This window comes from Campylobacter concisus, assembly GCF_902460845.1.
GTDB classification, from domain to species: Bacteria; Campylobacterota; Campylobacteria; order Campylobacterales; family Campylobacteraceae; genus Campylobacter_A; species Campylobacter_A concisus_X.
In genome coordinates this window covers 1-25,745 of the sequence record NZ_CABPVS010000004.1, presented here as the reverse complement: position 1 = coordinate 25,745, position 25,745 = coordinate 1, and the positions used below count along the sequence as shown (strand labels likewise).

General features: G+C 39.0%; 27 protein-coding genes and 1 tRNA gene. 18 read left to right on the top strand and 10 right to left on the bottom strand.

What is annotated here, in order from left to right; genetic code table 11:
- Nucleotide 1: 1 nt before the first annotated feature.
- Nucleotides 2-604, top strand: coding sequence for a Tgt2/MlaC family protein (locus tag F3H00_RS05415; protein WP_103651245.1), 603 nt, complete (start codon nucleotides 2-4; stop codon nucleotides 602-604).
- Entirely contained in the window at nucleotides 604-3,048 is a 2,445-nt protein-coding gene (locus F3H00_RS05410) for an efflux RND transporter permease subunit (RefSeq protein ID WP_148798989.1), read from the top strand. The genes F3H00_RS05415 and F3H00_RS05410 overlap by 1 nt, the downstream gene beginning before the upstream one ends.
- A 7-nt stretch (nucleotides 3,049-3,055) precedes the next feature.
- Here F3H00_RS05410 and F3H00_RS05405 read toward each other — a convergent pair whose 3' ends face one another.
- Entirely contained in the window at nucleotides 3,056-3,601 is a 546-nt protein-coding gene (locus tag F3H00_RS05405; RefSeq protein ID WP_410369056.1) for a BON domain-containing protein, read from the bottom strand.
- Nucleotides 3,602-3,706: 105 nt separating this feature from the next.
- Between F3H00_RS05405 and F3H00_RS05400 the strand changes: the two genes are divergently transcribed.
- Nucleotides 3,707-3,804 (top strand) — tRNA-Sec (locus tag F3H00_RS05400).
- A gap of 9 nt (nucleotides 3,805-3,813) precedes the next feature.
- Here the strand turns inward: F3H00_RS05400 and F3H00_RS05395 are convergent.
- On the bottom strand, nucleotides 3,814-4,473 hold the full coding sequence (locus F3H00_RS05395; RefSeq protein WP_148798987.1) for a molybdate ABC transporter permease subunit: 660 nt from the start codon (nucleotides 4,471-4,473) through the stop codon (nucleotides 3,814-3,816).
- Nucleotides 4,474-4,481: 8 nt separating this feature from the next.
- Nucleotides 4,482-5,180 (bottom strand): molybdate ABC transporter substrate-binding protein, encoded by a 699-nt coding sequence (gene modA / locus F3H00_RS05390; protein ID WP_148798986.1) that lies wholly within the window; start codon nucleotides 5,178-5,180, stop codon nucleotides 4,482-4,484.
- A 125-nt stretch (nucleotides 5,181-5,305) separates the two neighbouring features.
- Here modA and F3H00_RS05385 point away from each other — a divergent pair, with 125 nt between their 5' ends.
- The 11 genes from F3H00_RS05385 (at nucleotide 5,306) to F3H00_RS05335 (ending at nucleotide 14,089) form a co-directional block, all read left to right on the top strand.
- On the top strand, nucleotides 5,306-6,394 hold the full coding sequence (locus F3H00_RS05385; RefSeq protein ID WP_148798984.1) for a nicotinate phosphoribosyltransferase: 1,089 nt from the start codon (nucleotides 5,306-5,308) through the stop codon (nucleotides 6,392-6,394).
- Between the two features lie 8 nt (nucleotides 6,395-6,402).
- Nucleotides 6,403-6,900, top strand: a complete 498-nt coding sequence (locus F3H00_RS05380; RefSeq protein ID WP_148798983.1) for a chemotaxis protein — start codon at nucleotides 6,403-6,405, stop codon at nucleotides 6,898-6,900.
- Nucleotides 6,901-7,012: 112 nt separating this feature from the next.
- The gene (locus tag F3H00_RS05375) at nucleotides 7,013-7,828 is read left to right on the top strand and encodes a menaquinone biosynthesis family protein (protein ID WP_410369057.1); all 816 of its coding nucleotides are present in this window, start codon (nucleotides 7,013-7,015) and stop codon (nucleotides 7,826-7,828) included.
- Nucleotides 7,825-8,094: a flagellar biosynthesis protein FliQ gene (gene fliQ, locus F3H00_RS05370; protein WP_223154231.1), complete on the top strand. Its 270-nt coding sequence runs from the start codon at nucleotides 7,825-7,827 to the stop codon at nucleotides 8,092-8,094. The genes F3H00_RS05375 and fliQ overlap by 4 nt, the downstream gene beginning before the upstream one ends.
- A complete protein-coding gene (locus tag F3H00_RS05365) occupies nucleotides 8,091-8,888 on the top strand; it encodes a UDP-N-acetylmuramate dehydrogenase (RefSeq protein ID WP_148798979.1) in 798 nt (265 codons plus the stop codon). Before fliQ ends, F3H00_RS05365 begins: the two co-directional genes overlap by 4 nt.
- An 8-nt stretch (nucleotides 8,889-8,896) precedes the next feature.
- Nucleotides 8,897-9,385, top strand: a complete 489-nt coding sequence (locus tag F3H00_RS05360; RefSeq protein ID WP_148798977.1) for an addiction module antitoxin — start codon at nucleotides 8,897-8,899, stop codon at nucleotides 9,383-9,385.
- Nucleotides 9,386-9,447: 62 nt separating this feature from the next.
- The gene (gene recA, locus F3H00_RS05355) at nucleotides 9,448-10,545 is read left to right on the top strand and encodes a recombinase RecA (RefSeq protein ID WP_021085361.1); all 1,098 of its coding nucleotides are present in this window, start codon (nucleotides 9,448-9,450) and stop codon (nucleotides 10,543-10,545) included.
- Nucleotides 10,545-11,795, top strand: a complete 1,251-nt coding sequence (gene eno, locus F3H00_RS05350; protein ID WP_148798975.1) for a phosphopyruvate hydratase — start codon at nucleotides 10,545-10,547, stop codon at nucleotides 11,793-11,795. The genes recA and eno overlap by 1 nt, the downstream gene beginning before the upstream one ends.
- 104 nt (nucleotides 11,796-11,899) lie before the next feature.
- The gene (locus F3H00_RS10715) at nucleotides 11,900-12,082 is read left to right on the top strand and encodes a hypothetical protein (RefSeq protein ID WP_180378667.1); all 183 of its coding nucleotides are present in this window, start codon (nucleotides 11,900-11,902) and stop codon (nucleotides 12,080-12,082) included.
- 5 nt (nucleotides 12,083-12,087) lie between these two features.
- Nucleotides 12,088-12,948 carry an AMIN domain-containing protein gene (locus F3H00_RS05340; protein ID WP_148798973.1) on the top strand — a complete coding sequence of 287 codons (861 nt, stop codon included), beginning with the start codon at nucleotides 12,088-12,090 and terminating at the stop codon, nucleotides 12,946-12,948.
- A gap of 76 nt (nucleotides 12,949-13,024) precedes the next feature.
- The gene (locus F3H00_RS05335; protein ID WP_148798971.1) at nucleotides 13,025-14,089 is read left to right on the top strand and encodes a tyrosine-type recombinase/integrase; all 1,065 of its coding nucleotides are present in this window, start codon (nucleotides 13,025-13,027) and stop codon (nucleotides 14,087-14,089) included.
- Nucleotides 14,090-14,405: 316 nt separating this feature from the next.
- On the opposite strand, the gene F3H00_RS05330 is transcribed toward F3H00_RS05335, so the two are convergent.
- The 5 genes from F3H00_RS05330 to F3H00_RS05310 form a co-directional block, all read right to left on the bottom strand.
- Complete coding sequence (locus F3H00_RS05330) at nucleotides 14,406-15,539, bottom strand: glycerate kinase (protein ID WP_148798969.1); 1,134 nt, start codon at nucleotides 15,537-15,539, stop codon at nucleotides 14,406-14,408.
- Nucleotides 15,536-16,930, bottom strand: coding sequence for a GntP family permease (locus tag F3H00_RS05325; protein ID WP_107770559.1), 1,395 nt, complete (start codon nucleotides 16,928-16,930; stop codon nucleotides 15,536-15,538). The genes F3H00_RS05330 and F3H00_RS05325 overlap by 4 nt, the downstream gene beginning before the upstream one ends.
- Nucleotides 16,931-17,096: 166 nt before the next feature.
- On the bottom strand, nucleotides 17,097-18,065 hold the full coding sequence (locus tag F3H00_RS05320; RefSeq protein WP_223155241.1) for a phospholipase A: 969 nt from the start codon (nucleotides 18,063-18,065) through the stop codon (nucleotides 17,097-17,099).
- Nucleotides 18,055-18,630, bottom strand: a complete 576-nt coding sequence (locus F3H00_RS05315) for a molybdenum cofactor guanylyltransferase (RefSeq protein ID WP_148798968.1) — start codon at nucleotides 18,628-18,630, stop codon at nucleotides 18,055-18,057. The genes F3H00_RS05320 and F3H00_RS05315 overlap by 11 nt, the downstream gene beginning before the upstream one ends.
- 105 nt (nucleotides 18,631-18,735) lie before the next feature.
- The gene (locus F3H00_RS05310; RefSeq protein ID WP_148798966.1) at nucleotides 18,736-19,224 is read right to left on the bottom strand and encodes a DUF7832 domain-containing protein; all 489 of its coding nucleotides are present in this window, start codon (nucleotides 19,222-19,224) and stop codon (nucleotides 18,736-18,738) included.
- 126 nt (nucleotides 19,225-19,350) lie between these two features.
- Here F3H00_RS05310 and F3H00_RS05305 point away from each other — a divergent pair, with 126 nt between their 5' ends.
- The gene (locus tag F3H00_RS05305; protein ID WP_021091682.1) at nucleotides 19,351-19,608 is read left to right on the top strand and encodes a SemiSWEET family transporter; all 258 of its coding nucleotides are present in this window, start codon (nucleotides 19,351-19,353) and stop codon (nucleotides 19,606-19,608) included.
- 466 nt (nucleotides 19,609-20,074) lie between these two features.
- On the opposite strand, the gene leuC is transcribed toward F3H00_RS05305, so the two are convergent.
- Together leuC and F3H00_RS05295 are read right to left on the bottom strand one after the other, a co-directional pair.
- Complete coding sequence (gene leuC, locus F3H00_RS05300; RefSeq protein WP_087581407.1) at nucleotides 20,075-21,340, bottom strand: 3-isopropylmalate dehydratase large subunit; 1,266 nt, start codon at nucleotides 21,338-21,340, stop codon at nucleotides 20,075-20,077.
- A gap of 82 nt (nucleotides 21,341-21,422) precedes the next feature.
- A complete protein-coding gene (locus tag F3H00_RS05295; protein WP_148798964.1) occupies nucleotides 21,423-23,540 on the bottom strand; it encodes a TonB-dependent siderophore receptor in 2,118 nt (705 codons plus the stop codon).
- 232 nt (nucleotides 23,541-23,772) lie between these two features.
- On the opposite strand from F3H00_RS05295, the gene F3H00_RS05290 reads away from it, so the two are divergent.
- From F3H00_RS05290 to F3H00_RS10520, 3 genes are read left to right on the top strand one after another with little or no spacing between them, the layout of a single operon-like run.
- Nucleotides 23,773-25,095 (top strand): NFACT RNA binding domain-containing protein, encoded by a 1,323-nt coding sequence (locus F3H00_RS05290; RefSeq protein ID WP_148798962.1) that lies wholly within the window; start codon nucleotides 23,773-23,775, stop codon nucleotides 25,093-25,095.
- Between the two features lie 2 nt (nucleotides 25,096-25,097).
- Nucleotides 25,098-25,442 (top strand): hypothetical protein, encoded by a 345-nt coding sequence (locus tag F3H00_RS05285; RefSeq protein WP_148798960.1) that lies wholly within the window; start codon nucleotides 25,098-25,100, stop codon nucleotides 25,440-25,442.
- Between the two features lie 45 nt (nucleotides 25,443-25,487).
- Nucleotides 25,488-25,706 carry an Rrf2 family transcriptional regulator gene (locus F3H00_RS10520; protein WP_222862601.1) on the top strand — a complete coding sequence of 73 codons (219 nt, stop codon included), beginning with the start codon at nucleotides 25,488-25,490 and terminating at the stop codon, nucleotides 25,704-25,706.
- Nucleotides 25,707-25,745 lie beyond the last annotated feature (39 nt).

Here is a 25,745-nt window from a genome sequence, read left to right as displayed (position 1 = left end):
TATGAAAATTTTAAAAATTCTAACTATGATTTTACTTTTTACAACTAGCCTTTTTGCTATTTCAAAAGAGCAGATCAAGCCTGAAGTAGAGATGAAAACAACAAAGGTTATTGAAATTTTAAAAGATACAAATTTAGACAATAATGCAAAGACAAAAGAAATTTTTGCTCTTCTTGATCCATTTTTTGACTATAAGCAAATGGCAAAGATAAGCCTTGGCAAACGTTACAATAGCCTAAGTAGCGATGAGCAGGCTAAATTTGACGCAGCATTTGAGCAAAAATTAAAAAGCTCATACATAGATAAACTTTTAGGGTACAAAGATCAAGAGATACATATAACTGGCGAGAGCGAACCTCAAAAAAATAGATACTGGCTAACATCTGAGCTTGTAAATGATGGCAAGAGCTACGAATTTGTCTATAAATTTTATGACGCTAAAGAGCGTGGTTGGCTCATTTATGATCTTGATATCGTTGGTGTAAGCATCATTCAAACTTATAGAAGTCAGTTTGGAGATGTGCTAAATAACGCTGATTTCAATACTCTTTTACAAAAGCTAAATGAAGCTGTTTTGCCTGATCAAAATAAAACCAACCCTTAATGCGACAAATTTTTAAATTTATCATTGCCAAAAACAAGCTTATTATTGCTCTAATTTTAGCTTTAAGCGTAGTTTTTGGCTATCTTAGCACCAAGCTTAGCGTTGATGCGTCAGCTGAAACGCTACTGCTTGAGCATGATCCTGACTTAAAAGCTTATAGAGAGATAGCCAAACGCTACGACTCACCCGGATTTTTAGTGGTCGCTTTTACTCCAAAAGATGATCTTTTTTCACCTAAAAATTTAGAACTTACCAAAAATTTAGGCAATGAACTAGCTAAAAATGATATGGTAAATAGCGTCATCTCTATAATAAATATTCCGCTTTTAAATAGTGTAAAAGGCGGGATTACTGGTATCTTAGATCATACCCCAACGCTGCAAGATAAAGATATAAATATTTCAAAAGCAAAGTTTGAGTTTGCCAAAAGTCCGATTTACAGCGGAAATTTGATAAGCAAAGATCTAAAAACAACAGCGATTGCTCTAAATTTAAAACAAGATGAGAAATTTAATGAGCTTGTAAATGAAAGAAATTTACTTAGCCAAAAAGAGTCAAACGGTACGATCACACAAGCTGAGCGACTTAAGCTAGAGGCTCTTGCCTATGAGTTTAAAGCCTACCGAGATGAGCTTAGAAAAAGTGATCACGAAAACCTTGAGGCTATAAAAGCAACCATAGCTAAATTTAACGCAAATGACGAGCTATTCTTAGGCGGTGCAAATATGATCGCTGATGATATGATAGGCTTTATAAAGAGCGATCTTTTGGTCTATGGCTTAAGCGTACTTGCTCTTCTTAGCTTTAGTTTATGGCTATTTTTCAGGCAGGTTAGATGGATAGTTTTGCCGATGTTTATATGTGCCATAAGTGCCATTTTTACGACCGGAATTTTTGGTATATTTGACTGGGAAGTGACGGTCATTAGCTCAAACTACATCGCACTTCAGCTCATCATTACCATTTCAACTGTGATTCATCTTGTCGTTAGTTATAGAGAATTTTACGCAAAGCATCCAAAATATAGCCAAAATCAGCTAATTTATCTAACGCTTCGTGATAAATTCTCTCCATCTTTTTGGGCGATATTTACCACGGTTATTGGCTTTAGCTCGCTTATGAGTGCTGACATAAAGCCAGTTATCATGCTTGGCATTATGATGAGTACTGGCATTAGCGTTTCGCTTGTGCTTGCGTTTTTGCTATTTGGTGCAATAAATGTAAATTTAGAAAAATTAGCTCCTATTAGAACCTTTGAAAATAGCTTTAAATTTGCAAAATACTGCGCGAATTTAGCTCTAAACTCAAGAAAGATTATCTACGTAGTTTGCGCTCTAGTTGTCTGTTTTGGCATTTATGGTATCAGCAAGATAAAGGTTGAAAATAGCTTCATTGGCTACTTTAAAGAAAGCACAGAAATTCGCCAAGGAATGCAAGTCATTGATACCAAACTTGGCGGCACGATACCAGTTGATGTGATAGTGAAATTTAAAGAACAAAAACAAGATAAAAATACCGAGCAAGATGAGTTTGAAAATGAGTTTGAAAGCAATGCCAAGGATGCAAAATACTGGTTTAATAGCTATCATACAAGGGTTGCTGAGAAAATTCACGACTATTTAAAAGAGCAAAAATTTGTCGGACATGTAAGCTCGCTAGCAACCCTTATAAAAGCCATAAAAGAGCTAAATAACGGCACGAGTGATGATTTTTTATTAGCTGCGATGTATGAGAAATTGCCACAAAATTATAAAAATATCTTATTAAGTCCTTATGTAAGCGTTGAAAATGATGAGCTTAGATTTAGTATGAGGATCGTCGATAGTGACTCTGAGCTTAGACGAAATTTATTTCTAAAGGAGCTTAGAGAAGGGCTAGCACAGCTTACTAAAAATGACAATGTAAGCATAGAAGTTGCCGGCATGATGGTGCTTTATAATAATATGCTTCAAAATTTACTTAGCTCGCAAGTTGATACTTTTGGGCTAACTGTCGCTATACTTTTTGTCATATTTTGCTTTATCTTTAGGAGTATAAAGCTAGCAACCATTGCAATAGTTTCAAATTTAATCCCGCTTTGCACACTCTTTGGTGTGATGGGGTTTTTTGGCATTCCGCTTGATGTGATGAGTATCACGATCGCAGCCATTAGTATAGGTATCGGCGTTGATGATATTATCCATTACATCCACCGCTTTAAAGAAGAAATGCTTACAAAAAGCGTTTTTGAGAGCATTAAAGTCGCGCACGCAAGCATCGGATATGCGATGTATTACACATCCTTCACCATTTTTCTTGGCTTTAGTGTGATGATAACTAGCAATTTTATTCCAACCATATATTTTGGCTTACTAACCGATCTTGTTATGGTTTTTATGCTTCTTGGCGCGCTAATCATCTTACCAAGTCTAATAGCAAGCTTTGTAAAAAAGAGCGATATTTAAGCTAAATTTATTTGATAACTTTGATGAACGAGTAGACATCGGCCACGCCGTCAATATGTTTAGCATACCAAATAGCATGTTTTTCTTGCTCAATGCTATCAACTACGCCACTAAATACGACATCGCAGCCAACTATGCTAACACGCACATTTGTGCCCTCAACTATACTATCTTTAAAAAGATTTTGTTTTAAGTTTGCAAGAATTTTTAGACTATCGCATGGATATTCTGGCTTCTTGATACGAAGATAGGTATAAATTTTTCGCACACCATCTGTACTTTTGGCTAGTTCTACTAGCTTATCTTCAAGCTCTTTACTATCAACAAGTCCTATCAGATAGGCATCTCCGTAAAAGACCTCAATCTCGATATCAATATTGCTAAGCCCTTTTGAAAATAAAATTTTGCTTTGCAATTTGCTTTGTATAAATTTATCTCTTGTGATCGAGTAAATACCACGTTTATCGCGTGAAATAGAGTACGCATCATATACATTTAGCGGTGCAGTTGCTGGAGAAAGAACCGAAGAACAAGAGCAAAAAAATAGAGCCAAAAATGCAAAAATGCTAAATTTTAAAATTAGAAATCCTTTTGTAATTTCAAAAAGTTTATAGAAAATGGGCTAAAATTTATCTAAATCTGCTAGAATAACGCGCACGGAGGATAAAGTAATCTGGTGATGCTCACGGGCTTCAAACCCGATGACTGGGCGGTTGACCGTCTGGTGGGGAGTTCGATTCTCTCATCCTCTCGCCATTTTTTGTATTAAATTTTACTTTTATCAAGCAAATTTATAATCCCAAACAAAATAAAGCTTAATACAACCAAAACAAGGCTTAAAACTAGAGCCTCATCGCTTTTACCATCATATACGGCATTATAAATGGCAAGCGAGATAGTGTCGGTTTTTCCTATTATATTTCCGCCAAGTATAAGTGTTATGCCAACCTCGCCAAGCCCACGCGAAATCGCTAAGATAAAAGCCGCTGCTACGCTTTTTGCAACACATGGGAAGAGCACGAAAATAGCTGTTTGAAATTTATCTTTTCCAAGGCTATATGCTGCTTCACTTAGGCTTTTTGAAAGTGAGCCAAGAGCAGATGCGACAGGCTTTACAAAAAGTGGTAGCGAAGCTATAAAAGCAGCTAACACAAGAGCCTTAAAACTAAAAATAATTTCTAAATTTAAAGCCTTGCCGACGATGCCATTTTTGCCAAGCAGACAAAGCAGTAAAAATCCAGTAGCAATGGGCGGAAAGATGAGTGGAAAAGTTACGATCATCTCTAAAATGGCTCTAAGTTTACCTTTATAAAAGGCCAAAAGATAAGCTAAAGCCAGCCCAAAAACGATAAGCAAAGCCCCTTGGCACAAAACGACCTTTACACTTAAAAATAGTGGATCAAATAGCCAAGAGAGCTCTTGCAAATTTAGCCTTATCTTATGCCAAATTTAGTGTAAATTTCTTTTGATCTCTCGCTTTTTAGCTCAGTTAAAAATTTCTCACAATCAGCCTTTTTATCGCATCCTTCAAGCTTCGCAGCCACGATGTTTGCTGGAGCGTAAAGCGATTTGTCTATCAAGACAAAACTACCAAATTCATCTTTGTGTGCATTTAGTTCAGTTTGGTTGATGAATCCAGCATCAACTTCGCCGTTTAATATATATGTAACGACCTGTGGCACACCAGCAACTGCTAAAATTTTATCCTTTAGCTCGCTGCTTAAATTCGCTTTTTGCATAAATTCATTCGCCCTTTTGCCATAAACCGTCTTTACAGCATCTGGCATAGCGATCTTAGAAAGAGCTTTTAGCTCTTCAGCTTTTTCAATTTTTACACCTTTTTTGGTAGCTAGCACCAAAGCGCCTGAGCCTAAATTTACATACTCAGCGATCTTTAGATCAGATTTTTTTAAAAAGTCCTCATCGCCTACTATCACGTCAGTTTTTCCCTCTTTTGCCTGAGCCATGATAGCTGTGATGTTCGCAAAAGAAGTGTCGATATTTACGCCATCTTTTTTGAGATTTTGCGCGACTGCTTCGACTATCTTTTTATATCCGCCACCAGCACTTACTAGCAAATTTTCATTGCCAAATGCAAAAATTGCGACCATTAAAAGTAAGAACTTTTTCATATTTTTCCTTTAAAAGTAAAATTTCAAGATTTTATAAAATATACTCTTATACATTCTTAAAATATATTTTTATAATTTTTACTTTTCTACCAAAATGCTATAATCACGATAAAAAAAGGACAAATATGAACGAACTTGAGCTAAAGATGCAAGGCAAAATAAAAAGGCTAACAGATAAGACTTTTAGGCTAGATCAAAGGATCGGCGAGGGCTATTTCACGGCGAAATACTTTCTAAAAGTAAATGAGATAATTAAGCAAAACCTGCCAGATCAGCACGTGACGATGCAGTTTTTCCAAAGGCGTGATGATATCGTGCTTTGCGGTATCGACGAGGTTTTAGCGATAGTCAATAAATTTGCCAAAAACCCAAGCGAGCTTGAAATTTACGCACTTGATGATGGCGATATCATAAATGCAAACGAGCCAGTTTTAAAGATAAGCGGCAAGTATGAAAATTTTGGCTTTTTAGAAAACGTGATCGACGCGACACTTACTAGAAGAAGCTGCGTGGCGACAAACTCTAGAGACGTGATAAAAGCGGCAAATGGTAAGGACGTCTTTAGCATGGCAGACAGGCAAGATGACATCTGCACGCAGCCAGGCGACGGATATGCTTCATTTATCGGCGGCATCAAAAAGGTCGCCACAGATGCTCAGGGCGAGCTTACAGGGCTAAAAGGTGGTGGCACCATGCCTCACGCACTCATTCAAATGTGTGGCGGAGATGTGGTGAAGGCTTGCCAAATTTACGCTAAAACCTTTGAAAACGAGCAGATCACGGCATTGGTTGATTATAACAACGACGTGATTACAGACGCATTAAAGGCTGCAAATGCCTTAAAAGAGAGGCTTGGCGCGGTTAGAGTCGATACTAGTAAAAATTTGATAGATAAGTATTTTGAAGGCAAAGATACGAGTAAATTTGACCCACATGGCGTTTGCAAGGAGCTTATATTTGCCCTAAGAGAGGCGCTTGATAAAGCTGGTTTTAAATACGTCAAAATCGTTGTTAGCTCAGGTTTTAGTCCTAAGATTATGGAAGATTTTGAAGCTCATAACACGCCGGTTGATACTTATGGCGTGGGAAGTTATCTTGTTAAAAATGACATTTGTGGCTTTACAGGCGATCTAGTCGAGCTAAACGGCAAAGATGAGGCAAAATTTGGTAGGAAAAATTTCGCTTCAGATAGGCTAAAGAGAGTGAAATTTTAAGAGAAAAGATGAAATTTATAAAAATTTTAACGTTTCTAGCGCTTTTTCTAACCGTTTGCACCGCCGCAAACTACGCTAATGCCTTTGAAAAGGCTGGTATCCTTGAAGACGGAGTTTACCGCTTTAGCCAAAATGGCCTCGGCGTCAAAAAGGACCTGCTTGTAAAGGTGATCTCGGTGCAAAACACAAAAATTCCTTATAAAAAGATCATCTCCATGCTAAATATCCCAAAAAAGTCTAAAATAAATGACTTTAAAACAAACGATACTGGCGTGATAGTCTGGCCATTTTACGAGATTGAGGGCAAATTTTTAACGACAATAATCGTTGAAAATATAAAAAAAGAAGATAGCGATAAAAAACTGCTTAAGATGCTTGAACTTAAGCATCCGTTTTACTCGACGATCCTAGCACGAAGAAAGGGTGCTAAAGACGCTATAGACGTGAAATACGTGCTAAATTTCAAAGAGGCAAAGCTGGTAAAATCGTTTAAAAACCGCCCTTAAAACTTTATTTTAAATAAATTTCATTAAAATGGCGTAATCAAAAAAAGGATCGTCTTTGCAAAATTTCAAGAACATAAACGTCGCTCACTCGCCTGATGCTGACGATATTTTCATGTATGCCGCGGTCAAATTTGGCTGGGTTAGCAGTAAAAATTTAGCCTTCACATCAAAGGCGCTTGATATAGAAACGCTAAACGAGGAAGCGCTAAAAAGTACTTACGAGGCAACAGCGATCAGCTTTGCACTCTATCCAAAAATTTGCGACGAGTATGCGCTTTTACGCTGCGCAGTGAGCTTTGGCAAAGGCTATGGCCCAAAGCTTATCAAGCTAAAAGGCAAGCAACTAAAGCGAAATTTTAAGGTCGCGCTCTCTGGCAAAAACACGACAAATGCCCTACTCTTTCGCATAGCCTACCCAGAGGCGAGGATCGTTTACAAAAACTTCTTAGAGATCGAAAATGCCGTGCTTAGCGGCGAGGTCGATGCTGGCGTGCTCATACATGAAAGTATCTTAAATTTCTCAGATCAGCTCTGCGTAGAGCGTGAGATCTGGGACATCTGGAGCGAGCTAAACGGCGAAAATTTACCGCTTCCACTTGGTGGCATGGCGCTTAGACGAAGTTTGCCCATAACCGACGCGATCGAGTGCGAGAGAGTGCTTAGCGAGGCCGTTAGGATCGCCACTTCGCACAAGCCATTTTTATCTCACATGCTAATGGAGCGAAACCTCATCAGAGTTGGCAAAGATGAGCTTAAAACGTATCTAAATTTATACGCAAATGACGAGTCAATAAGCATGAACGAAACGCAGCTAAAAGCGCTAAATAAGCTCTATCAAATAGGCTACGATAAAGGCTTTTTTGAAAAGCCAATCGACGTAAACGACTACCTAATTCCAACTGAATACAACGAAGTAAGGTTTAGCTGATGCAAAGTACGCTTGTCTCGCTTGGAGTTGAAACCTTTAAGATCGCCCTTTATATCAGCCTTCCGATGCTGCTAAGTGGCCTAATCGCAGGTCTTATCATCTCCATTTTTCAAGCGACCACGCAGATAAACGAAACCACGCTAAGCTTCGTGCCAAAAATCTTGTTAGTCGTCGTTGTCATCATATTTTTGATGCCTTGGATGATCTCGATGATGGTTGAATTTACCACTCGCATGCTTGATTTTATACCGGAATTTATCCAGTGACGAGGCTTGTTGACTTTTCTAAATTTACCTCAGTTAGGATAGGCGGTGTGCATGAAATTTTCGAGATAAATAGCCTTGAAGATCTAAGCTCGCCTCACTTTTTAGGCGCTGTGATGATAGGCGGAGGTAACAACCTTCTTATCTCGCCAAATCCTCCCAAAATGGCGATGCTCGGCAAGAGTTTTGACTATATAAATTTAGAACGCTTAGGCGATAAAATTTACCTTGAGATAGGTGCTGCGACAAAATCAGCCAAAATTTATAACTTCTGTAAACAAAACAACATAGCTCACCTAGAGTTTTTAAAAAATATCCCTGGTACACTTGGCGGACTTATAAAAATGAACGCTGGACTGCTTAAATTTAGCATAAGCAATAACCTCACACATGTGCGTCTGGCTCGTGGCTGGGTGAGCAAAGATGAGATAAAATTTAGCTACCGACATAGCGGCATAGATGAGGCCATTTTGGGAGCTAAATTTAAGCTTTCTAGCGGCTTTGACGCGGGCATATCTGAAGCTATAAGTGCAAAAAGGGCAAATCAACCAAAAGGAGCTAGCTTTGGCAGCTGCTTTGTAAATCCTGAAGGGCACTTTGCAGGGGCGCTGCTTGAGGCGGTTGGACTAAAGGGATACGCGATCGGCGGAGCGAAATTTAGCGAAGAGCACGCAAATTTTTTGATAAATTTTAACCACGCAAGCTTTGAGGACGCCACTAGCCTTATAAATTTGGCAAAGACTAGAGTTTTAGAGAAATTTGGCGTAGAGCTTAAGACTGAAGTTTGCATTTTATAAGGACAATGATGAGTGAGTTTTTGAGCGAAGTTTTTACCCTTTCATTTTTATTTATAGCTATTGGGTTTTACGCCATTTATAGGGCTAAAAAGGCGCAAAGCGAGCATGAGAAAAACGTGACTAGTTATGATAAAAATCTGCTAAATTTTGCCAAAATTTTAGGCGTAAAAGATCATATCGACCTAGTTAAATTTGATGAAATTTTGGCTGAAGCCTTAAAAGAAAAACTAATTTTTAAATTTAATAAATCCACCTCACAAGAGGAATTTCTCTCTTTTATAAAAGATGGAAATTTCAAAACCAAACCCCAAATTTCACAAAATCATATCGATGAAGTCTTTCTCACGCTTTGCGCAAGCTCACTTGCAAAGCCGCTTAAGCTTGCGATACTAAAAAATGAAGATCAAATTTATGGATTTTTGTTTGAAAAAGAGCAGCTTTTTGCTCTTATTGATAGCGCTGCACTGCTTGGCGAAAATATTATAATTTGCGAGTAAATCAAGTAAAATTCATCTCTTTTTAGATAAAATCAAGCCAAATTTCAACTATAAGGTAAAAAATGGCAAAAGAAAAAGATAGTGATAAAAAGATAGCTATCCCGGAGAGCGAAGCGGACAAGAAAAAGGCGCTCGAGCTTGCACTAAAGCAGATCGATAAAGCTTTTGGCAAAGGCACGCTTTTAAGACTTGGCGACAAAGAAGTTGAGGCGATCGAGTCGATACCGACTGGCTCGCTAGGGCTTGATCTAGCTCTTGGCATAGGCGGTGTCCCAAAAGGCAGGATCATAGAGATCTATGGACCAGAAAGCTCTGGTAAGACAACGCTCACGCTTCACATCATCGCTGAAGCGCAAAAAGCTGGCGGAATTTGTGCATTTGTCGATGCAGAGCACGCACTAGACGTAAAATACGCTTCAAATTTAGGCGTCAATACCGACAACCTTTACGTCTCTCAGCCAGATTTTGGCGAGCAGGCACTTGAGATCGTTGAGACGCTTGCAAGAAGCGGTGCAGTCGATCTTATCGTAGTTGATAGCGTCGCCGCACTTACTCCAAAGAGCGAGATAGACGGCGATATGGGCGATCAGCACGTTGGTCTGCAAGCTAGACTTATGAGCCAGGCGCTTAGAAAGCTAACTGGAATTTTAAGCAAGATGAAAACAACTGTTATCTTCATCAACCAAATTCGTATGAAGATCGGTATGATGGGATATGGCACGCCAGAGACTACAACTGGCGGTAATGCACTTAAATTTTACTCATCTGTAAGAATAGACGTAAGAAAGATAGCTACACTTAAACAAAACGACGAGCCTATCGGCAACCGGACAAAAGCAAAAGTGGTTAAAAACAAGGTCGCGCCTCCATTTAAAGTGGCTGAATTTGACATTATGTTTGGCGAGGGTGTGAGCAAAGAGGGCGAGATCATCGACTATGGCGTAAAACTCGACATCATTGACAAATCAGGTGCGTGGTTTAGCTACAAGGCCGAAAAACTAGGTCAAGGCAGAGAAAACGCCAAAGCCTACCTAAAAGAGCATCCAGAAATTTCTGATGAAATAGTAGCGGCGATAAAAGGCTCAATGGGGATCGATCACCTAATAAGCAGCGGCGCAAAAGACGAAGACGACGACACAAACGAAGCAGGAGATGAATAATGGTATTTATTGAAGATGTAGAAGCTCACGAGGTTTTAGACAGCAGAGGCAACCCAACAGTTCGTGCGACAGTTAGACTAAGTGACGGAACCGAGGCAAGCGCGATCGTACCAAGCGGCGCAAGCACCGGCAAGCGTGAGGCGCTTGAGCTTCGCGACAAAGACGAGAGATATGCTGGCAAGGGCGTTTTAAAGGCTGTTTCAAACGTAAATGAAAAGATAGCCGAGGCGATAATCGGTCTTGATGCTTACAATCAAAAGGCAGTCGATGAAGAGATGCTTGAGCTTGATGGCACGCACAACTACTCAAATTTAGGCGCAAACGCAGTCCTTGGCGTATCTATGGCGGTAGCTCGCGCAGCTGCAAAGAGCCTAAATATCCCACTCTACCGCTATCTTGGCGGTGCAAACGCTAGTATCTTGCCAGTGCCGATGTTTAACATCATAAATGGCGGTGCACACGCAAATAATAGCGTTGATTTCCAAGAATTTATGATCATGCCATTTGGCTTTAGCACATTTAGTGAGGCACTAAGAGCTGCAACTGAAATTTATCACAAGCTAAAATCTATCCTAAACGCAGCTGGCCACAGCACCGCTGTCGGCGATGAGGGTGGTTTTGCTCCAAATTTAAAAGACAACGAAGAGCCACTAAAGCTTATCTCACAAGCTGTAAAAGAGGCCGGATATGAGCTAGGCAGCCAGATAAAACTAGCGCTTGATGTAGCTTCAAGTGAGCTTTATAAAGATGGCAAATACGAGCTTGAGGGCAAGAAATTTAGCAGCGATGAACTCATTAGCTACTACGAAAAACTTTGTGAAAAATATCCGATATTCTCTATCGAAGATGGCCTTAGCGAGGACGACTGGAGCGGCTGGGCTGAGCTTACAAAAAGGCTTGGCAGCAAGGTGCAGCTAGTTGGTGACGATCTTTTCGTTACAAATGAGAAAATTTTACGCGAGGGCATCGAGAAAAACATCGCAAATGCAATATTAATTAAGCCAAATCAAATAGGCTCAGTCACTCAAACTATGCAAACCGTCCGCCTTGCTCAAAGAAACGGCTATCGCTGCATAATGAGTCACAGAAGCGGCGAGAGCGAAGATGCGTTCATCGCTGACTTTGCAGTCGCACTAAATACTGGCGAGATAAAGACAGGTGCTACTTCAAGAAGCGAGCGCAACGCAAAATACAACCGTTTGCTCGAGATCGAACTTGAGGCTGGAGAGTTTTTGGGGGATAATATTTGAGCGAAATTTTAGACGAATATGGCAACACTGATGGCATATTTCATAAAATTTTAAAATACATTAGACCGACATTACGCTACGTCATAGCCACCATTTGTGTGGCTATGTTTGCTTTTTATGTAGGCAATATGATGTTTGGCAAACGCTCGCTTGATGTTATGCTAAGCCTTCAAAGTAAAAAAGAGAGGCTTAGCGAAGACGTGGAAATTTTAAAAAAAATGAACGCGCGTCTGCAAAAAGATTATTTTGAATTACAAGGCCTTGAGCCAGACTTTAATAAAAAGTAGGAATGATGAAAAAATTTTGGTTAGTTTTATCTATATTTGCAATAAGCGTCTTTGCTAGAGAGAACCCATTTATGCCTATTAGCGAGCTAAATACAAGCGTTATGACAACAAATATCATAGAAAAATTTGATAGATTTGATTCTCTTTCGTTTAAATTTCCAAGCGATGCGGCACTTTTACTAGATGTCACCATAAGATATAGAGCAAATGACGGCACTATAAAGGAAAAAAGACTAGCTGATATAAATAAAACTATCGATTACAGCGATGAATTTGCTTTAAATAAGGTAAAAAATCCAGAACCAATCGTGGCAAAAAAGCTAGATGTTTCGGTCACAATGGCAAATATGCCTAGCCAAAAAGTAAGCACTCCTGTAATAATAGAAAAAAATGAAACTAAAATTTCAAACAAAGATAGAAATAAAACTTCAGATATGCCAACTCCAAATGTTGTAGTGATCGATCTTAGCACAGATAAAGCAAAAGAAACTAACATAAAGCCTGAACAAAAGGTAGTCGAGATAAAGATTGAGCCTAGTACAAAACCAGTTGATAATGTAAAAAATGGAAAAGATGTTAAATTTCTAGGTTTTATAAGCTTTCTAGCCAACAGCAAAGAGCTAAAAATCGCTACAAAAGCTAAAAATTTAAAGCATTTTGCTTATGAGAAAAATAAGATCGTGCTTGACTTTGCAAGGCCGCCAAGAAGCTTTAAAACTAAGAGCTTAAAACTTGAAAATGAATATTTTAAAAATGTGATCATAGGCTGGCATGATAGATATTTCAGAGTGGTTTTAGAGCTTGATAAGATGCATAAATATAAGCTTGAAGCCGTTGAAAATGGATATTTGCTTAAGCTTTTATAGTTGAATTTTAAAAAGAGTAGATTTCATAAAATTTCAAATATAATACTTTTCAAAATAAAAATTTAAGGCTATTGGTTTGAAATATCCACTTGATTGTAAAGATAGTTTTGAAAACTCATTTATATTTTGGCTCACTCGCTATGTCAAATTTAAGCTAAGCTCACTTTCGAATAAAGAGCTTAGGGATCCAAAAGCACTTGCAAGTGTAAATTTCGCTCTAAGCCGCGAGATAAAAAACATAGACCAGCTTGATGGCTTGGTAAAAAGCGCGAGAAACGCAGGGCTTACCGGCATAAATACCTACTTTAATCCACTTAAAAAAATATATGAAACGATGAAATTTTACGAGCTTAGCAGCCTAAAACAGATCGACGAAGAGCTGCTAAGTGAAATATTAGCTAGCATAACCGGCGGACTAAGTGATGCTAGTAAGAAAAATTACCGCATCTCAGTGATAAATTTCTTTGCATTTTTAGACAAACAAAACGAAGAGGATGGCAAGGCTCATGTTTTTGATATAAATTTAAAAAACTGGGGTGGAGTGAGTGGTAACAAAGGGCAAAAGTTGCCTGAGTTTATGGGCGAAGATGAGGTCAAAAAATTTCTTGATGCGATCGAGGAGAGCGATTTTAAGCAAAACTCGAATCGCAATAAGCTCATAATAAAAACGATAATTTTTACTGGCATTCGTGTGAGCGAGGCTCTAAACTTAAAACGAAAAGACATCACCGAAGATGGCGATCTTTTTATCATCAGGATCCGTGGCAAAGGCAACAAATACCGCATAGTAATGATAAAACGCCACCTAATCGAAGCTCATCTAAACGCAATCGCGATAAACTACATAAACAAAGAAGGCTATCTTTTTATAAATAAAAAAGGCACGAGACTTACGCAGGCTTATGTTAGCCGCATAGTTGAGCAAATTTTATTTAAAGCTGGTATTAGAAAAGAGAAAAATGGTGCTCACATGCTGCGCCACACCTTTGCAACGATGCTTTACAAAAAGCAAAAAGACCTTGTTTTGGTGCAAGAAGCTCTAGGGCATGCAAGCTTAAATACCTCAAGAATTTATACTCACTTTGATAGTGACAAATTAAAGCTTGCCGCAAAGGTAGCTGAGGATTTAGCAGGAGAGTAGATCTTGCTTCTTGTGTAAAAAGCCACAATAAACAAAAAGCTTTATGAGAAAACTTATACATGATTTATAAATTTAGATAAGTCCACCTAGTAGTGAGATTTGTTGGGATTTAAAAACGTCTTTCATGTAAATACAATGAAAAAATGATGGCAAATTTTAAGAATAAATATGGGCTGAGGAATAAAAATTTAAAGCTCTAGTTGATATTTGAGATTAATAAAACCCTTTAAATTTATATCTTAAACCAACAATAGCCATTTTTATAAATCAATCATCAAATTTAAGGGCTAGTAAAATTTTACCAACCTGCTAAACATCAAAGTTTATTTGCTATTTTAAAGAGTCTTACGGCTTGCTCCGCTGTCATCTTTAAATTTCTAATCGCGACATCTTTTCTCATCGCTTCTTCAAGACTCACTGGCTCATTTAATATACAAAAATAGGCATCAATCCCATTTTTGTGGCAATCTTTGGCACATTTTTGCACGCTTCCAGCAAATGCGATCACTGGCTTATGATACTTTTTTGCTAGTTTTGCAACCCCAGTTGGTGTCTTGCCCATTGAGCTTTGAAAGTCCATACGGCCTTCACCAGTGATGACTAGATCAGCCTTTTTGATCTCATCTTCAAGTGCAATAGTCTGCGTAATGATCTCGATGCCTGGGCGAAGTTTCGCTCCTAGAAATGCCACGAATGCAAAGCCAAGCCCGCCAGCGGCACCAGTGCCTTTTTGTGTGTGAAATTTGCTATTAGTCTTTTCCTTTACAAGAGTTGCAAAGTGTTTTAGCCCATCATCAAGCTCTTTTACCATACGGCCATTTGCACCCTTTTGAGGGGCATAAACGTGAGCAGCTCCATTCATACCATAAAGAGGATTATCTACATCGCAGGCGATTAAAAACTCGCACTCCTTTAGCTCTTTTAGTGCCTCTTCATCTGTAAACTCATAAATTTTGGCTAAATTCTCACCTTTTCCTTCAAGTAAAGCACCATCTTTATCATAAAATTTAAAGCCAAGTGCGCTAAGCATGCCTGTACCAGCGTCATTTGTCGCACTTCCGCCGATGCCAATGATAAATTTTCTAGCGCCTTTAGCAATGGCATCTTTTATCATCTGACCAAAACCAAATGTGCTAGTCTTTAGTGGATTTCTCTCGTCTGGGTTTATGAGCGTAAGGCCAGAAGCGCTTGACATCTCAAGTATGGCAAGGTCATCTTTTAGTGCATATCTAGCTAAAATTTCAATTCCAAGTGGATTTTTAACTATCGTATCTATAAATTTTGCACCAAGTGCATCAGCCATCGCCTCTACACTACCCTCGCCACCATCTGCGATAGGCTTGACAACGACCTCGCAGCCAATCTCTTCTAGTCCTTCTTTTACAGCAAGGCCCGCTTCAAGAGAGCTAAGCGAGCCTTTTAATGAATCAATCGCAACTAAAATTCTCATAAAAGCACCAAAGATAAGATATAAACGCTAATTATACCAACGATGCCCATTATAAACGTCATAGCTGTTTGTGTGCGATATCCTTGTTCTGCGCTCATCTTGCTAAAATTTGTCACAACCCAGAAGTAGCTGTCATTTGCGTGAGATACGCACATCGCACCAGATGCTATCGCCATGACACAAAGTGCAGCTGAAATTTCACTCGTAAAGCCAAGTGTTTGCATGAGTGAGTTGTCGGCACTAAACGCACCCATGATAGACGCTGTCGTGATGATAGCCACGGTCGAGCTTCCTTGAGCGGTTTTTAGTACGGCCGAGATGATGAATGGGAAGAAAATTCCTATCGCTTTTATGGCGGTTGCGTTTTCTTTTATGAAATTTACAAAGCCAGCCTCAGTGATGACATTACCCAAAACACCGCCAGCTGCAGTGATAAAGAGTATCGGTCCAGCGATCTTTAAAGATTCGTTCGTGATGTGGTCAAATTCTCTTATCTTTCTGGCTTCTACTAATAAAAATACGCAAAAGATCACGCCGATTGCAAGAGCAATGATAGGGTTTCCTAAAAATAAAAGTATCTTTGGCAAGAGAGCCGTTTTATCAAACATGCCTTGTTTTGCTAAAACATCGACAATAGAGCCAATCGCCATAAAAATGATAGGCATGATGATAGGAGCAAGGCTCAAAAATCCGCTAGGTAGCGTGCCAAATTTCTTTAAAAGCTCTTCGTAACTAGCTGTGATAGTAGCGTCAGCATCTTTGTCGCTGATAGTCACGCTTTTGCCAACACTCTTTGAAAAGAAATAAACAGCTATCAAAACAGGCACTGAAACGACTGTTCCCATAATGATAACAAGGAGTAAATTTCCACCAAGACCAAGTGTTCCTGCAGCTGCTATTGGGCCAGGAGTTGGCGGGATGAAGACGTGAGATGCGTATAGGCCGCCACTTAGAGCGACTGACATAGCGACTGGGCTTGCTGAAATTTTCTTATAAAGTGCCTCGCGAATAGAGTTTAAAACGACAAATCCGCTATCACAAAATACCGGAATGCCAACAACCCAGCCCATGATGAGCATAGCAAGCTCTGGACGCTTTTGTCCGACTAGCTTAACAACCATATCAGCTAGCTTTAAAGCAGCTCCCGTTTTTTCAAGTACGGTACCGATGATCGTTCCAAAGATAATAACGATACCGATACTCTTAAATGTGCCACTAAAGCCGACACCTATCATAGCTGGGATCTTGGACAGATCGATGCCTGCGACGATCGCAAGAACCAAAGAAATGCTCATAAGTGCCAAAAATGGATGCACTTTTAGCTTAGAGATCATAACGATCATAAGTATGATGGCTACAACAAAACAGACAATTAGTGAGATTCCGCTCATAAAAACTCCTTTGCTCTGAGATTTTGCTTAAGATTTTAGCAAAATTTGCTTGTATTTTTTCTAATATTTTTAAGTTTTTTGATTAATTAAATTTTTTTGACATATTTGAATAAATTTATAATTATTTGCCTAAATTTAGCCATTTTATAAGCTTAAAATTCTTAGCTTATTTTAAAATAACAAAACCAAGACCAAATTTATCGGTATGCCTATTATAATCAATCAAACTCTCGCCATATCCCGTAAAATACTGCAAATAGCCATAAACTCCTGTTGAGAAGATAGGAAACATATATGAAATTTCAGCAGCACCTTTATTTGTTTTATCAAAATGTAAGTTATTTCTTAGCATTAGGCTAAAAATGTGATCATTAAGGTTGTAGCTAAGCCTTACATCGCCGTGTCCTATGTATTTTAATATATCTTTATTATCGCCCTTATTGCCCACTACCATCCAAGCTCTTGGCGAAATGCTAAGCTTGCCAAAAACAAAATCACTTTGCACATAAGCTCTATTCCAGCTTCTTGAATTGCTACCATCTCGTCCATTTGACTCATGCAAAAGTCCAAATTTTAGGTTTTTAACACCTATTTGATCCAAATATTTTGGCAAAGCAAAATTTAGAAAAATTTCTGGCTGATAGTTCGTTTCACGAAATGGCGCTGAAGTTCTTGTTATCTGCCACCAAGATGTCTGCGTGTAGGCTGCTACAAGGCTCTCTCTAAGCCCAAATAGGTCATAAAACAACGGCTTTGCAAGGCTTATTTGAAACTTAGTTTCAACGCTTTTTCGCTCATCATCTGGCACATTTTTAGCATAAGTTACTGGCAAAAGGTAGTTAAATTTATAAAGCTCGATACCAAGTGCATTTTGTAAATTTTTACCACTTTTATCTTCTCTTAAAAGATCGGCTTGCTTTAGCTTCGCCTCTCTTGGCGCTGGCTCACTCTCTTGCACATTTTGTATCACGCTTTGCTCGTTTAAAGAGCTTTTGGCTAGCTCTTTATAAATTTGCATCGCAGCCTTTATGTCGCCACTTTGCTCCAGCTCTTGTGCTCTTTTAAAATCATCTAGCCCACTTGCCATCAAAAAACTAAGACTAAGGCTTAAAAACAATAAAATTTTACTCATCATCTATCTTCTTTTCTTGGATTTTCTTTGCCATTTCGTATTCGTCAGGGAAATTTACATTAAAAAACTGCTCACTATCTTTAAAATTTACGACTTTGCATTTACAGCTTTTTCTCAAAAGTCCGATTTTATGCTCATTTTTTAAATAAAACTCATGAGCCAAAGTGGCAAGCCCTGGGCTAAAAAAACCACAAAGCGAGTGAATGTGCTCATTATCACTAGCCACAACCATATCAAATTCATCTTTAAATTTAACAAGCTCTTTAAGGCTAGAAAGATCAAAAAATGGCATATCAGCTGGTATCACAAAAATGCTATGATCAAAATTTTTAAGAATGGAGTAAAGTGCGAGCATTGGCGAATAGTTATTGCTATTTTCATCTTTTATAAGCTTTAGTGGCGGGCTAAATTTCTCAAATTTTGAGCTTACATAAACTTCGTCAAAAGCTTTGCTAAATTTCGCAACCTCATAATGAGTAAGCGTCTTAAAACCACCAAATGGCAAAAGTGTCTTATCTTGCCCCATACGCGAGCTTTTGCCACCTGCTAAAATCACGCAAGTTTGCATCTTTTCCCTTAAGAAAGTTATGAGGCTAAATTTAGCTAAAAGCGGCTTTGATCTACCAAAAATATGCGATAAAAACTTATTTTTGTTTATGCTACTTTTAAAATTTTAAGCCTGCTTTGCCCTTTTCATTGTTAAAAATTCCTCATAGCGACGATCAATGATAGCTTTGATCAAGGCATAGTTTTCTTGTGAGTTTTCTATATAAAAATAGGCGTTATCAAAGTATTTTTCACCAAATTTTTTCGAAACAAAATCCGTATAATCCTGCAAATACCAACCATATATTTTGGCAAATTTTGTCCGATCAGTAGTATAGTAAGCTTTTGCAAAGGCTTTACCAGCAGTATTTAGCTCCGCGCTTCCAAGTACGCCGTCCATAGCGTCAAAAAGATACTGACGATAGTTAAAATTTTCGTCCATCTGTGCTATATCGTCCGCAAAATCTGCCGCAAATTCCTTTGAATAAAATTTGTGTTCCATGCACCAGCGAAAGAAAAATGCAATGTGTGTCGCACCATTTTCATGCGGTATATCAGTCGGCGCATCTTTCGCACCCCAGTGCCATTTTGCTTTGTCATATACTATATCTGGCATTTTTATCCTTTTAAAATGCTCAATTTTACTAAAACCATCTTAATCGCAGTAAAAATCATGGCTATTTTTCCATTTGCTTGCTACGATTAAAAAGATATAATGTCGCTTTTATTTTAAGGAGAAGCAATGAGCGAAAAAAATCTACAAATTTTAGGCTGGATTGGCACATGCCTATCAGTTGTTATGTACTTTTCATACATCCCACAAATAATGGGTAACCTTGACGGTAACAAGACGCCTTTTATACAGCCACTAGCGGCTGCGCTAAACTGCACAATCTGGACAAGTTACGGCCTATTAAAAGCTAAAAAAGACTATCCACTTTCTGCCGCAAACTTTCCAGGCATAATCTTTGGTCTTTTGGCAACTATAACAGCGTTTTAATACGCTAATAAAGCCGGTAAATTTGCAAAAAATAGCGGGATTTACCGGTTAAATTAATCCATACAAATACTTTCAAATTTCTTTAATATTTCACAAATAAAACTAGATATTGAAATAAAAATTTCATAAAAATTTGTCAAATCTTGTCAAAAACGTAAGGCAAAGTATCGTGAGATGGGTTAAGGACTTTGTGCCCCTTGCGGTCGCAACTACAAGCAGAAGCTACGTAAAAATTTAGCAAAGATAAGACAATTTAGTCTATTGAGCTAAATTTTTATTAGCTCCGTTAAAAACACTCGCGATACGAGGCGCTTTCAAAATTTATTTAATTATATAAACAAATCGGGTGGCAAGATTCCAAGATAGATTTGGATGTTGTGACGAAACTTTTCACACAGGATAAAACATCTAGTTTATCGAAGTGTGAAAATTTCTAACTCATTCAAAGATACTTAAAAGCTAACGCCTATAAGTCCCTTGGATCGGCGATTTTACCTGCTATGGCTGAGGCTGCTACAACTGCTGAGTTGGCTAGATAAATTTCACTCGTTCTATCGCCCATACGGCCTACGAAATTTCTATTTGTTGTTGAGATACAGCGCTCATTTGCACCTAAAATTCCCATATATCCGCCAAGACAAGCGCCACATGTTGGGTTACTCACAACTGCTCCTGCTTCGATGAAAATGTCGATTAAGCCCTCTTTCTCGGCAGCTCTTGCGATCTTTTGCGTCGCTGGGGTGATTATGAGCCTTGTCTTGCGAGCTACTTTTTTGCCTTTTAAAATTTGTGCTGCGATACGTAGGTCGCTTAGACGGCCATTTGTGCATGAACCGATAAATGCTTGATCAATGGCTAAATCGTCACGAACCGCTTGTCTTACGCTCTTGCCGTTGCTTGGCAAAAATGGATATGCGATAACTGGATCAAGATTAGTCACATCTATCTCTAAAATTTTGTCGTATTTTGCACCCTCGTCTGAGTAGAAAAATTTTGGTTTATCACGTAAATTTTTATCTTTTAAAAACTCTTTTGTGATCTCATCAACCGCGATGATACCACTCTTTGCGCCAGCCTCGATCGCCATGTTGCACATTGAAAATCTATCATCCATGCTAAGGCCCTCTATCACCTCGCCACTAAACTCAAGTGCCTTGTAAAGTGCACCATCAACGCCTATTTGACGGATGATCTCAAGGATGAGGTCCTTGCCATAGACGTGCTTATCAAGCTTGCCTTTAAAGACTACTTTGATGCTCTCAGGCACTTTAAACCAGTTTTTACCAGTGATCATCGCATAAGCTAGGTCGGTGCTGCCCATGCCAGTGCTAAACGCTCCAAGAGCGCCGTGCGTACAGGTGTGGCTGTCTGCGCCGATGATGACGTCGCCTGGGATGACTAGCCCTTTTTCAGGCAAAATCGCGTGCTCGATGCCCATATCTTTTTCGTCGAAGTAGTTTTTAAGGTCGTGTTTGTAGGCAAATTCGCGTGAAATTTTGGCTTGATTTGCGCTTAGGATGTCCTTTGTCGGGATGTAGTGGTCCATCACGATGGCAAAGCCGTCTGGGTTAGCTAGCTTTTTAGCGCCACTTCGCTCAAACTGCTTGATCGAGATAGGCGTCGTGATGTCGTTACCTATGATCATATCGATCTTGCTCTCGATGATCTCTCCTGCGCTTACCTCTTTGCCAACGTGATCTGAAAATATTTTTTCTGTGATGGTTTGTTTCATAAATTTCCTTTAAATTTTAGGCGATTTTAACGAAAATTGCTAAATTTAAAGAAAATTTACTAAGCCAAAAGGCCTAGTAAATTTAGAATTTAACGCTAGCTGTTAGCATAAACTGCCTCGCATACCCCGGCTGTATCGGTATGATATTAGCCTGCGTGCCGGTCGATGAGGACGTATAGTAGAGCTTGTCGGTCAAGTTTTTGACGTTAAACGAGAAATTCGTCTCGTAGCCCGCGATCTTGGTATCGTAGCTGATGAAAGCATCATAAACAACTGCACTATCCATCTTGAATGCCGTTCCCGCTGGTACTGCAGATAAATCTGTCTTCATGTAATAGGTGTACCACGAGCCAAAATACCTCGCTCCGCCGCCGATCCTTAGGCCTTTTGCGCCTAGGTGGCTAAAGTCGTAGTTGGCAAAGAGGCTGGCTTGGTGTTTCGGCGTGGCTTCTAGCGGTTTGCCCACTAGCACGGCAAACGCGCCGCTATCCTTGCGCACCTCGGTTTTAGTATATGCGTAGCTAGCGCCCACGCTTAGCCCTTGCGTCACGCGGCCGTTAAAGTCAAACTCAAATCCTCTAGAGCGTGCCTCGCCCACGGGCGTACTTACGCTATTTACGGTACGCATGATGTTTTTCTTATTGATGTTAAAGACCGCTGCACTTGCCGTTATACTATCGTTTTGAAATTTAGTTCCAAGCTCTACGCTTTTGCCCTCTTCAGGCTTTATGTCGCCAATATCGTCGCCGCTGATCGCCATTTGCGGGTTGAAACTTTGTGCGTAGTTGGTATAGACCGACCACTGAGGCGTTAGTAGATATAAAAGTCCAGTTTGCCACGTAAATTTGCCATCTTGCTGATCTGTGCTATTTGGTCCACTAGTTGTGCCACGAGCTACTTGGTCGTAGTATTCATACCTAGTTCCTAAAGAGTAGATTAAGTTTTCAGTTAAATTTATGCTATCTTGTGCGTAAAATCCGATAGTTTTTAGCTTTTGATACTGGATGCTTGACTCCCTGGCAGTTGGTAGCCCTACTCTTCCATAGATAGGATTATATATGTTGATGCTTAGGCGATTGCCCGTATCTCTTAGGCCACCTGGTCTATAGCGGTAGTACTCCTTTGCGTCGATACCAAATAGCAAGTTATGCTCTATCTCGCCAGTTTTAACGTAGCCGTTTAAATTTAGTGATCCAGCATGTGTGCGGTGAATAAATCCGTCGTAGTATTCGTTTCGCCTAGTTGCCGTGCCATTATTTAGATTTACGTTCATTAGCCTGATGTGTCCGTACTCGTGCTTTGAACGAGAAAATGCATAAGCGCCCTTTAACAGCCAGTTTTCGCCGAGATTTTTCTCAAAATTTACATCTAGCGTGTCAAGCTTTGTTTTTAGTTTATTAAATGGCTCGTCAAGGCGTCTTTTCTTATCTATCGGCAGTAGCTTGCCAGTGCTTGGAATGAGATACATGCCTCGGTCGATCGGATCGGTCGAGCGTGTGTGCGCATAAGCCAAATTTATGCGGTAATCATCGCCTTTATACGAAAGTGAGGGTGCAAAGAGAACATTTTTATATTCGCCAAACTCTCTCCAGTAGTCCTTTTGCATCGTATCAAATATAAATCTATACGCAAATCCGCTCTCTGCAATAGGTCCTGTGGTATCAAAGCCTGTATTCCAGTAGTTGCGGTTGCCGATACCCGCCCAAATTTCGTTTGAGAAGTCGTATTTTGGCTTTTTGGTGACCATATTTATGATGCCGCCAGGTTCTTGCGCGCCGTAGAGCAAACTAGCCGGGCCTTTTAGCACTTCGACGCTTTCTACGGTTTTGTTAAAGCTATGCATGACGCTAGTGGGTACGCCATTTCGCATGATCGAGCCGTCGCGTCCGCCGCCAAAGCCTCTCTTTATGATCGAGTCAAAGATGCCACCCGTGGTGTTTCCGTAGCTAACGCCGCTCACATTTTGAAGGCTCTCGGCTAGAGTCTCCGGCTTTTTATCCTTTAGCTGCTGCTGGGTTACGACGTTTACCGTCTGCGGGATCTCAAGAATTGGCGTATTTGTCTTACCCACCTCACTCGTTGTGGCTCTGTAGCCATCGTCTGCGCTATCTTCAATGCTGATGCCATCTAAGCTTACATCAGCAGCATTTAAAGCAGAAATAGCAAAACAAAGCACCGCACTAATGCGAAATTTATTCATTTATCATCCCTTAAAAAAATTTAATATTATAAAAATAGTTATCATTATATAAAAATATATTTTAAATTTTTATGAAAAAATTTACGAAAAATTTATATTTCAATAACATTACAAATGAAGCATTTTCAAAATTAAAAACAAGACCATAAAAACAGATTTTTACTATTCTGTCACAAAAAGCGATGAAGCTTTTGTTAAAACATTTTTGCAACATTTCTGATATAATCCCTACATGAAGTACGCACATTTAGTTCAAATAGCAAATTATTTATCAAATTTTACAAAGATAAACCAAGCAAAACGCATTAATGATATGGCTATTTTAATCGAATTTAATGGCGAGAAGATCATCTTTGATCTAAATAAATCAAGCTCTGCGATTTATAAAGACGATGAGCAAAAAGAAGCAAAAATTTATCAAGCGCCTTTTGATAATGTGCTAAAAAAGCGCTTTAACGCCTCACATATAAAAAGCGTCGAGTGCCTAAAAGACAATAGAATTTTAAAATTTACCTGCACGCAAAGTGGCTCATATAAAAGCGAAAATTTCATCCTCTATTTTGAATTTACTGGCCGCTTTACAAACGCCGTGATAACTGATGAAAACAACGTAATAATCGAAGCGTTAAGACATATTGATAATAGCTACCGAAAGATAGAAACTGGCGAAGTTTTAAGAGAGCTTCCAGCTATCACTATCAAGGAAAAACCGTGCGAGCCCATAACTGACTTTGAGGTGTTTTTTAAGAGCGAAGCGACTAGAGTAAATGAATCAAGGATAGCTAGTTTAAAAGAGGCGAAGCTTGCAAGCGTACAAAAAAAGATAGATAATATGAGCGAAATTTTAAACTCACTTGAAGACAAAGATGAGCTAATGAGAAAGAGTGAGGAATCTGCGAATTTAGGATCGCTTTTGCTTGCAAATTTGGGAAATTTTAAGGGCTATGAGAGAGAAATTTACCTGAAAGATTTTGATGGCAACGAGATAAAATTAACCCTTAGCGATACACCAAAAAATAGTGCAAATGAATTTTACACAAGATCAAAAAAGTTTCGAGCAAAAGCCCTTGGCGTGGAGATAGAAAAGAGAAATTTAAGCGAAAAGATTGAGTTTTTTGAAGGATTAAAATCCCTCTTAAAAGAAGCGAATAGTCTTTATGAGCTTGAAATTTTAAGCCCAAAAAACAAGGCAAAACAAAGAGAACGCCACGTAAAAGATGTGAGTGAAAATGCTGAAATTTTTTACGTTAGAGAATTTAAAATTTTAGTTGGTAGAAATGAAAAAGGCAATATAAATTTACTTGATCTTGCTAAAAAAGATGACATCTGGCTTCATCTAAAAGACGCCCCAAGCGCTCACGTTATCATCAAAACAAATAAGAGCAAGGTACCCGAAGATGTGCTAAAAATGGCAGCTAAATTCTGCGTGGAATTTAGTGTAAAGGGAGCTGGCAGATACGAGGTAGACTATACTAAGCGTGAAAATTTAAAACGTGAAAACGGCGCAAATGTCACTTACACAAACTACAAAACGATCATCATAAATAAAGGCTAAAAATGGCAGTAACACCTTTAGGAAATAGTAACTTTATAAATCAAAATGCCCCAGTAGTATCGCAAGTGCATGCAAATCAACAAGCTAGATTTGATATGCAGTCTTTAATGGCAGCTGAGCTTGCCTCGCAACAAAGTGAAGAGATCAAAGAGGTGCGTCCGATGGAGGAGTCTTATAAAATAGACCCTGAAAAGGAACATGAACGCCAAAAAAATGAAGAAGAGGCAAGTGAGTTTGAGAGTGAAAAACAAAATTCAAGAGATAGTGACGAGGAAAATTTGGACGATATAGCAGATAGTGAGGAAATAGTGCCTAGTGAACATCATATGCTTGACATAACTATTTGATGCCTAAACACCCCAGCCCCACAAACACTACATCTCAAGCCAGCAATACTCCCCCAACACCTAACCCTCCTTCAAATTTTTAACGCAGTAAATAATAAAGAAAAACTTTTTAAGATCCACTCTGACTCACCTAAAGCCTGCCCGCTCGGTAGCAAGATCGAAGGACTCTTAACCAACCACTTCCTAAAAGCACAAGAAGCTTTAGAGAATAGTTTAAGAAGTATTACTTTACAAGATCTATTAGATGAGCTTATTAATTTATAAAATTTAAAAAGTAGACAAACTAGGTTATAGAATTTAAAA

Bases quoted from the DNA above. Each gene is read 5' to 3' on its own strand.
- F3H00_RS05415 (WP_103651245.1), top strand. From the start codon at position 2: ATGAAAATTTTAAAAATTCTAACTATGATTTTACTTTTTACAACTAGC.
- F3H00_RS05410 (WP_148798989.1), top strand. From the start codon at position 604: ATGCGACAAATTTTTAAATTTATCATTGCCAAAAACAAGCTTATTATT.
- modA (WP_148798986.1), bottom strand. From the start codon at position 5,180: ATGAAAAAGTTCTTACTTTTAATGGTCGCAATTTTTGCATTTGGCAAT.
- F3H00_RS05385 (WP_148798984.1), top strand. From the start codon at position 5,306: ATGAACGAACTTGAGCTAAAGATGCAAGGCAAAATAAAAAGGCTAACA.
- F3H00_RS05380 (WP_148798983.1), top strand. From the start codon at position 6,403: ATGAAATTTATAAAAATTTTAACGTTTCTAGCGCTTTTTCTAACCGTT.
- F3H00_RS05375 (WP_410369057.1), top strand. From the start codon at position 7,013: ATGTATGCCGCGGTCAAATTTGGCTGGGTTAGCAGTAAAAATTTAGCC.
- F3H00_RS05360 (WP_148798977.1), top strand. From the start codon at position 8,897: ATGAGTGAGTTTTTGAGCGAAGTTTTTACCCTTTCATTTTTATTTATA.
- recA (WP_021085361.1), top strand. From the start codon at position 9,448: ATGGCAAAAGAAAAAGATAGTGATAAAAAGATAGCTATCCCGGAGAGC.
- eno (WP_148798975.1), top strand. From the start codon at position 10,545: ATGGTATTTATTGAAGATGTAGAAGCTCACGAGGTTTTAGACAGCAGA.
- F3H00_RS10715 (WP_180378667.1), top strand. From the start codon at position 11,900: ATGTTTGCTTTTTATGTAGGCAATATGATGTTTGGCAAACGCTCGCTT.
- F3H00_RS05340 (WP_148798973.1), top strand. From the start codon at position 12,088: ATGAAAAAATTTTGGTTAGTTTTATCTATATTTGCAATAAGCGTCTTT.
- F3H00_RS05330 (WP_148798969.1), bottom strand. From the start codon at position 15,539: ATGAGAATTTTAGTTGCGATTGATTCATTAAAAGGCTCGCTTAGCTCT.
- F3H00_RS05325 (WP_107770559.1), bottom strand. From the start codon at position 16,930: ATGAGCGGAATCTCACTAATTGTCTGTTTTGTTGTAGCCATCATACTT.
- F3H00_RS05320 (WP_223155241.1), bottom strand. From the start codon at position 18,065: ATGATGAGTAAAATTTTATTGTTTTTAAGCCTTAGTCTTAGTTTTTTG.
- F3H00_RS05315 (WP_148798968.1), bottom strand. From the start codon at position 18,630: ATGCAAACTTGCGTGATTTTAGCAGGTGGCAAAAGCTCGCGTATGGGG.
- F3H00_RS05310 (WP_148798966.1), bottom strand. From the start codon at position 19,224: ATGCCAGATATAGTATATGACAAAGCAAAATGGCACTGGGGTGCGAAA.
- F3H00_RS05305 (WP_021091682.1), top strand. From the start codon at position 19,351: ATGAGCGAAAAAAATCTACAAATTTTAGGCTGGATTGGCACATGCCTA.
- leuC (WP_087581407.1), bottom strand. From the start codon at position 21,340: ATGAAACAAACCATCACAGAAAAAATATTTTCAGATCACGTTGGCAAA.
- F3H00_RS05295 (WP_148798964.1), bottom strand. From the start codon at position 23,540: ATGAATAAATTTCGCATTAGTGCGGTGCTTTGTTTTGCTATTTCTGCT.
- F3H00_RS05290 (WP_148798962.1), top strand. From the start codon at position 23,773: ATGAAGTACGCACATTTAGTTCAAATAGCAAATTATTTATCAAATTTT.
- F3H00_RS05285 (WP_148798960.1), top strand. From the start codon at position 25,098: ATGGCAGTAACACCTTTAGGAAATAGTAACTTTATAAATCAAAATGCC.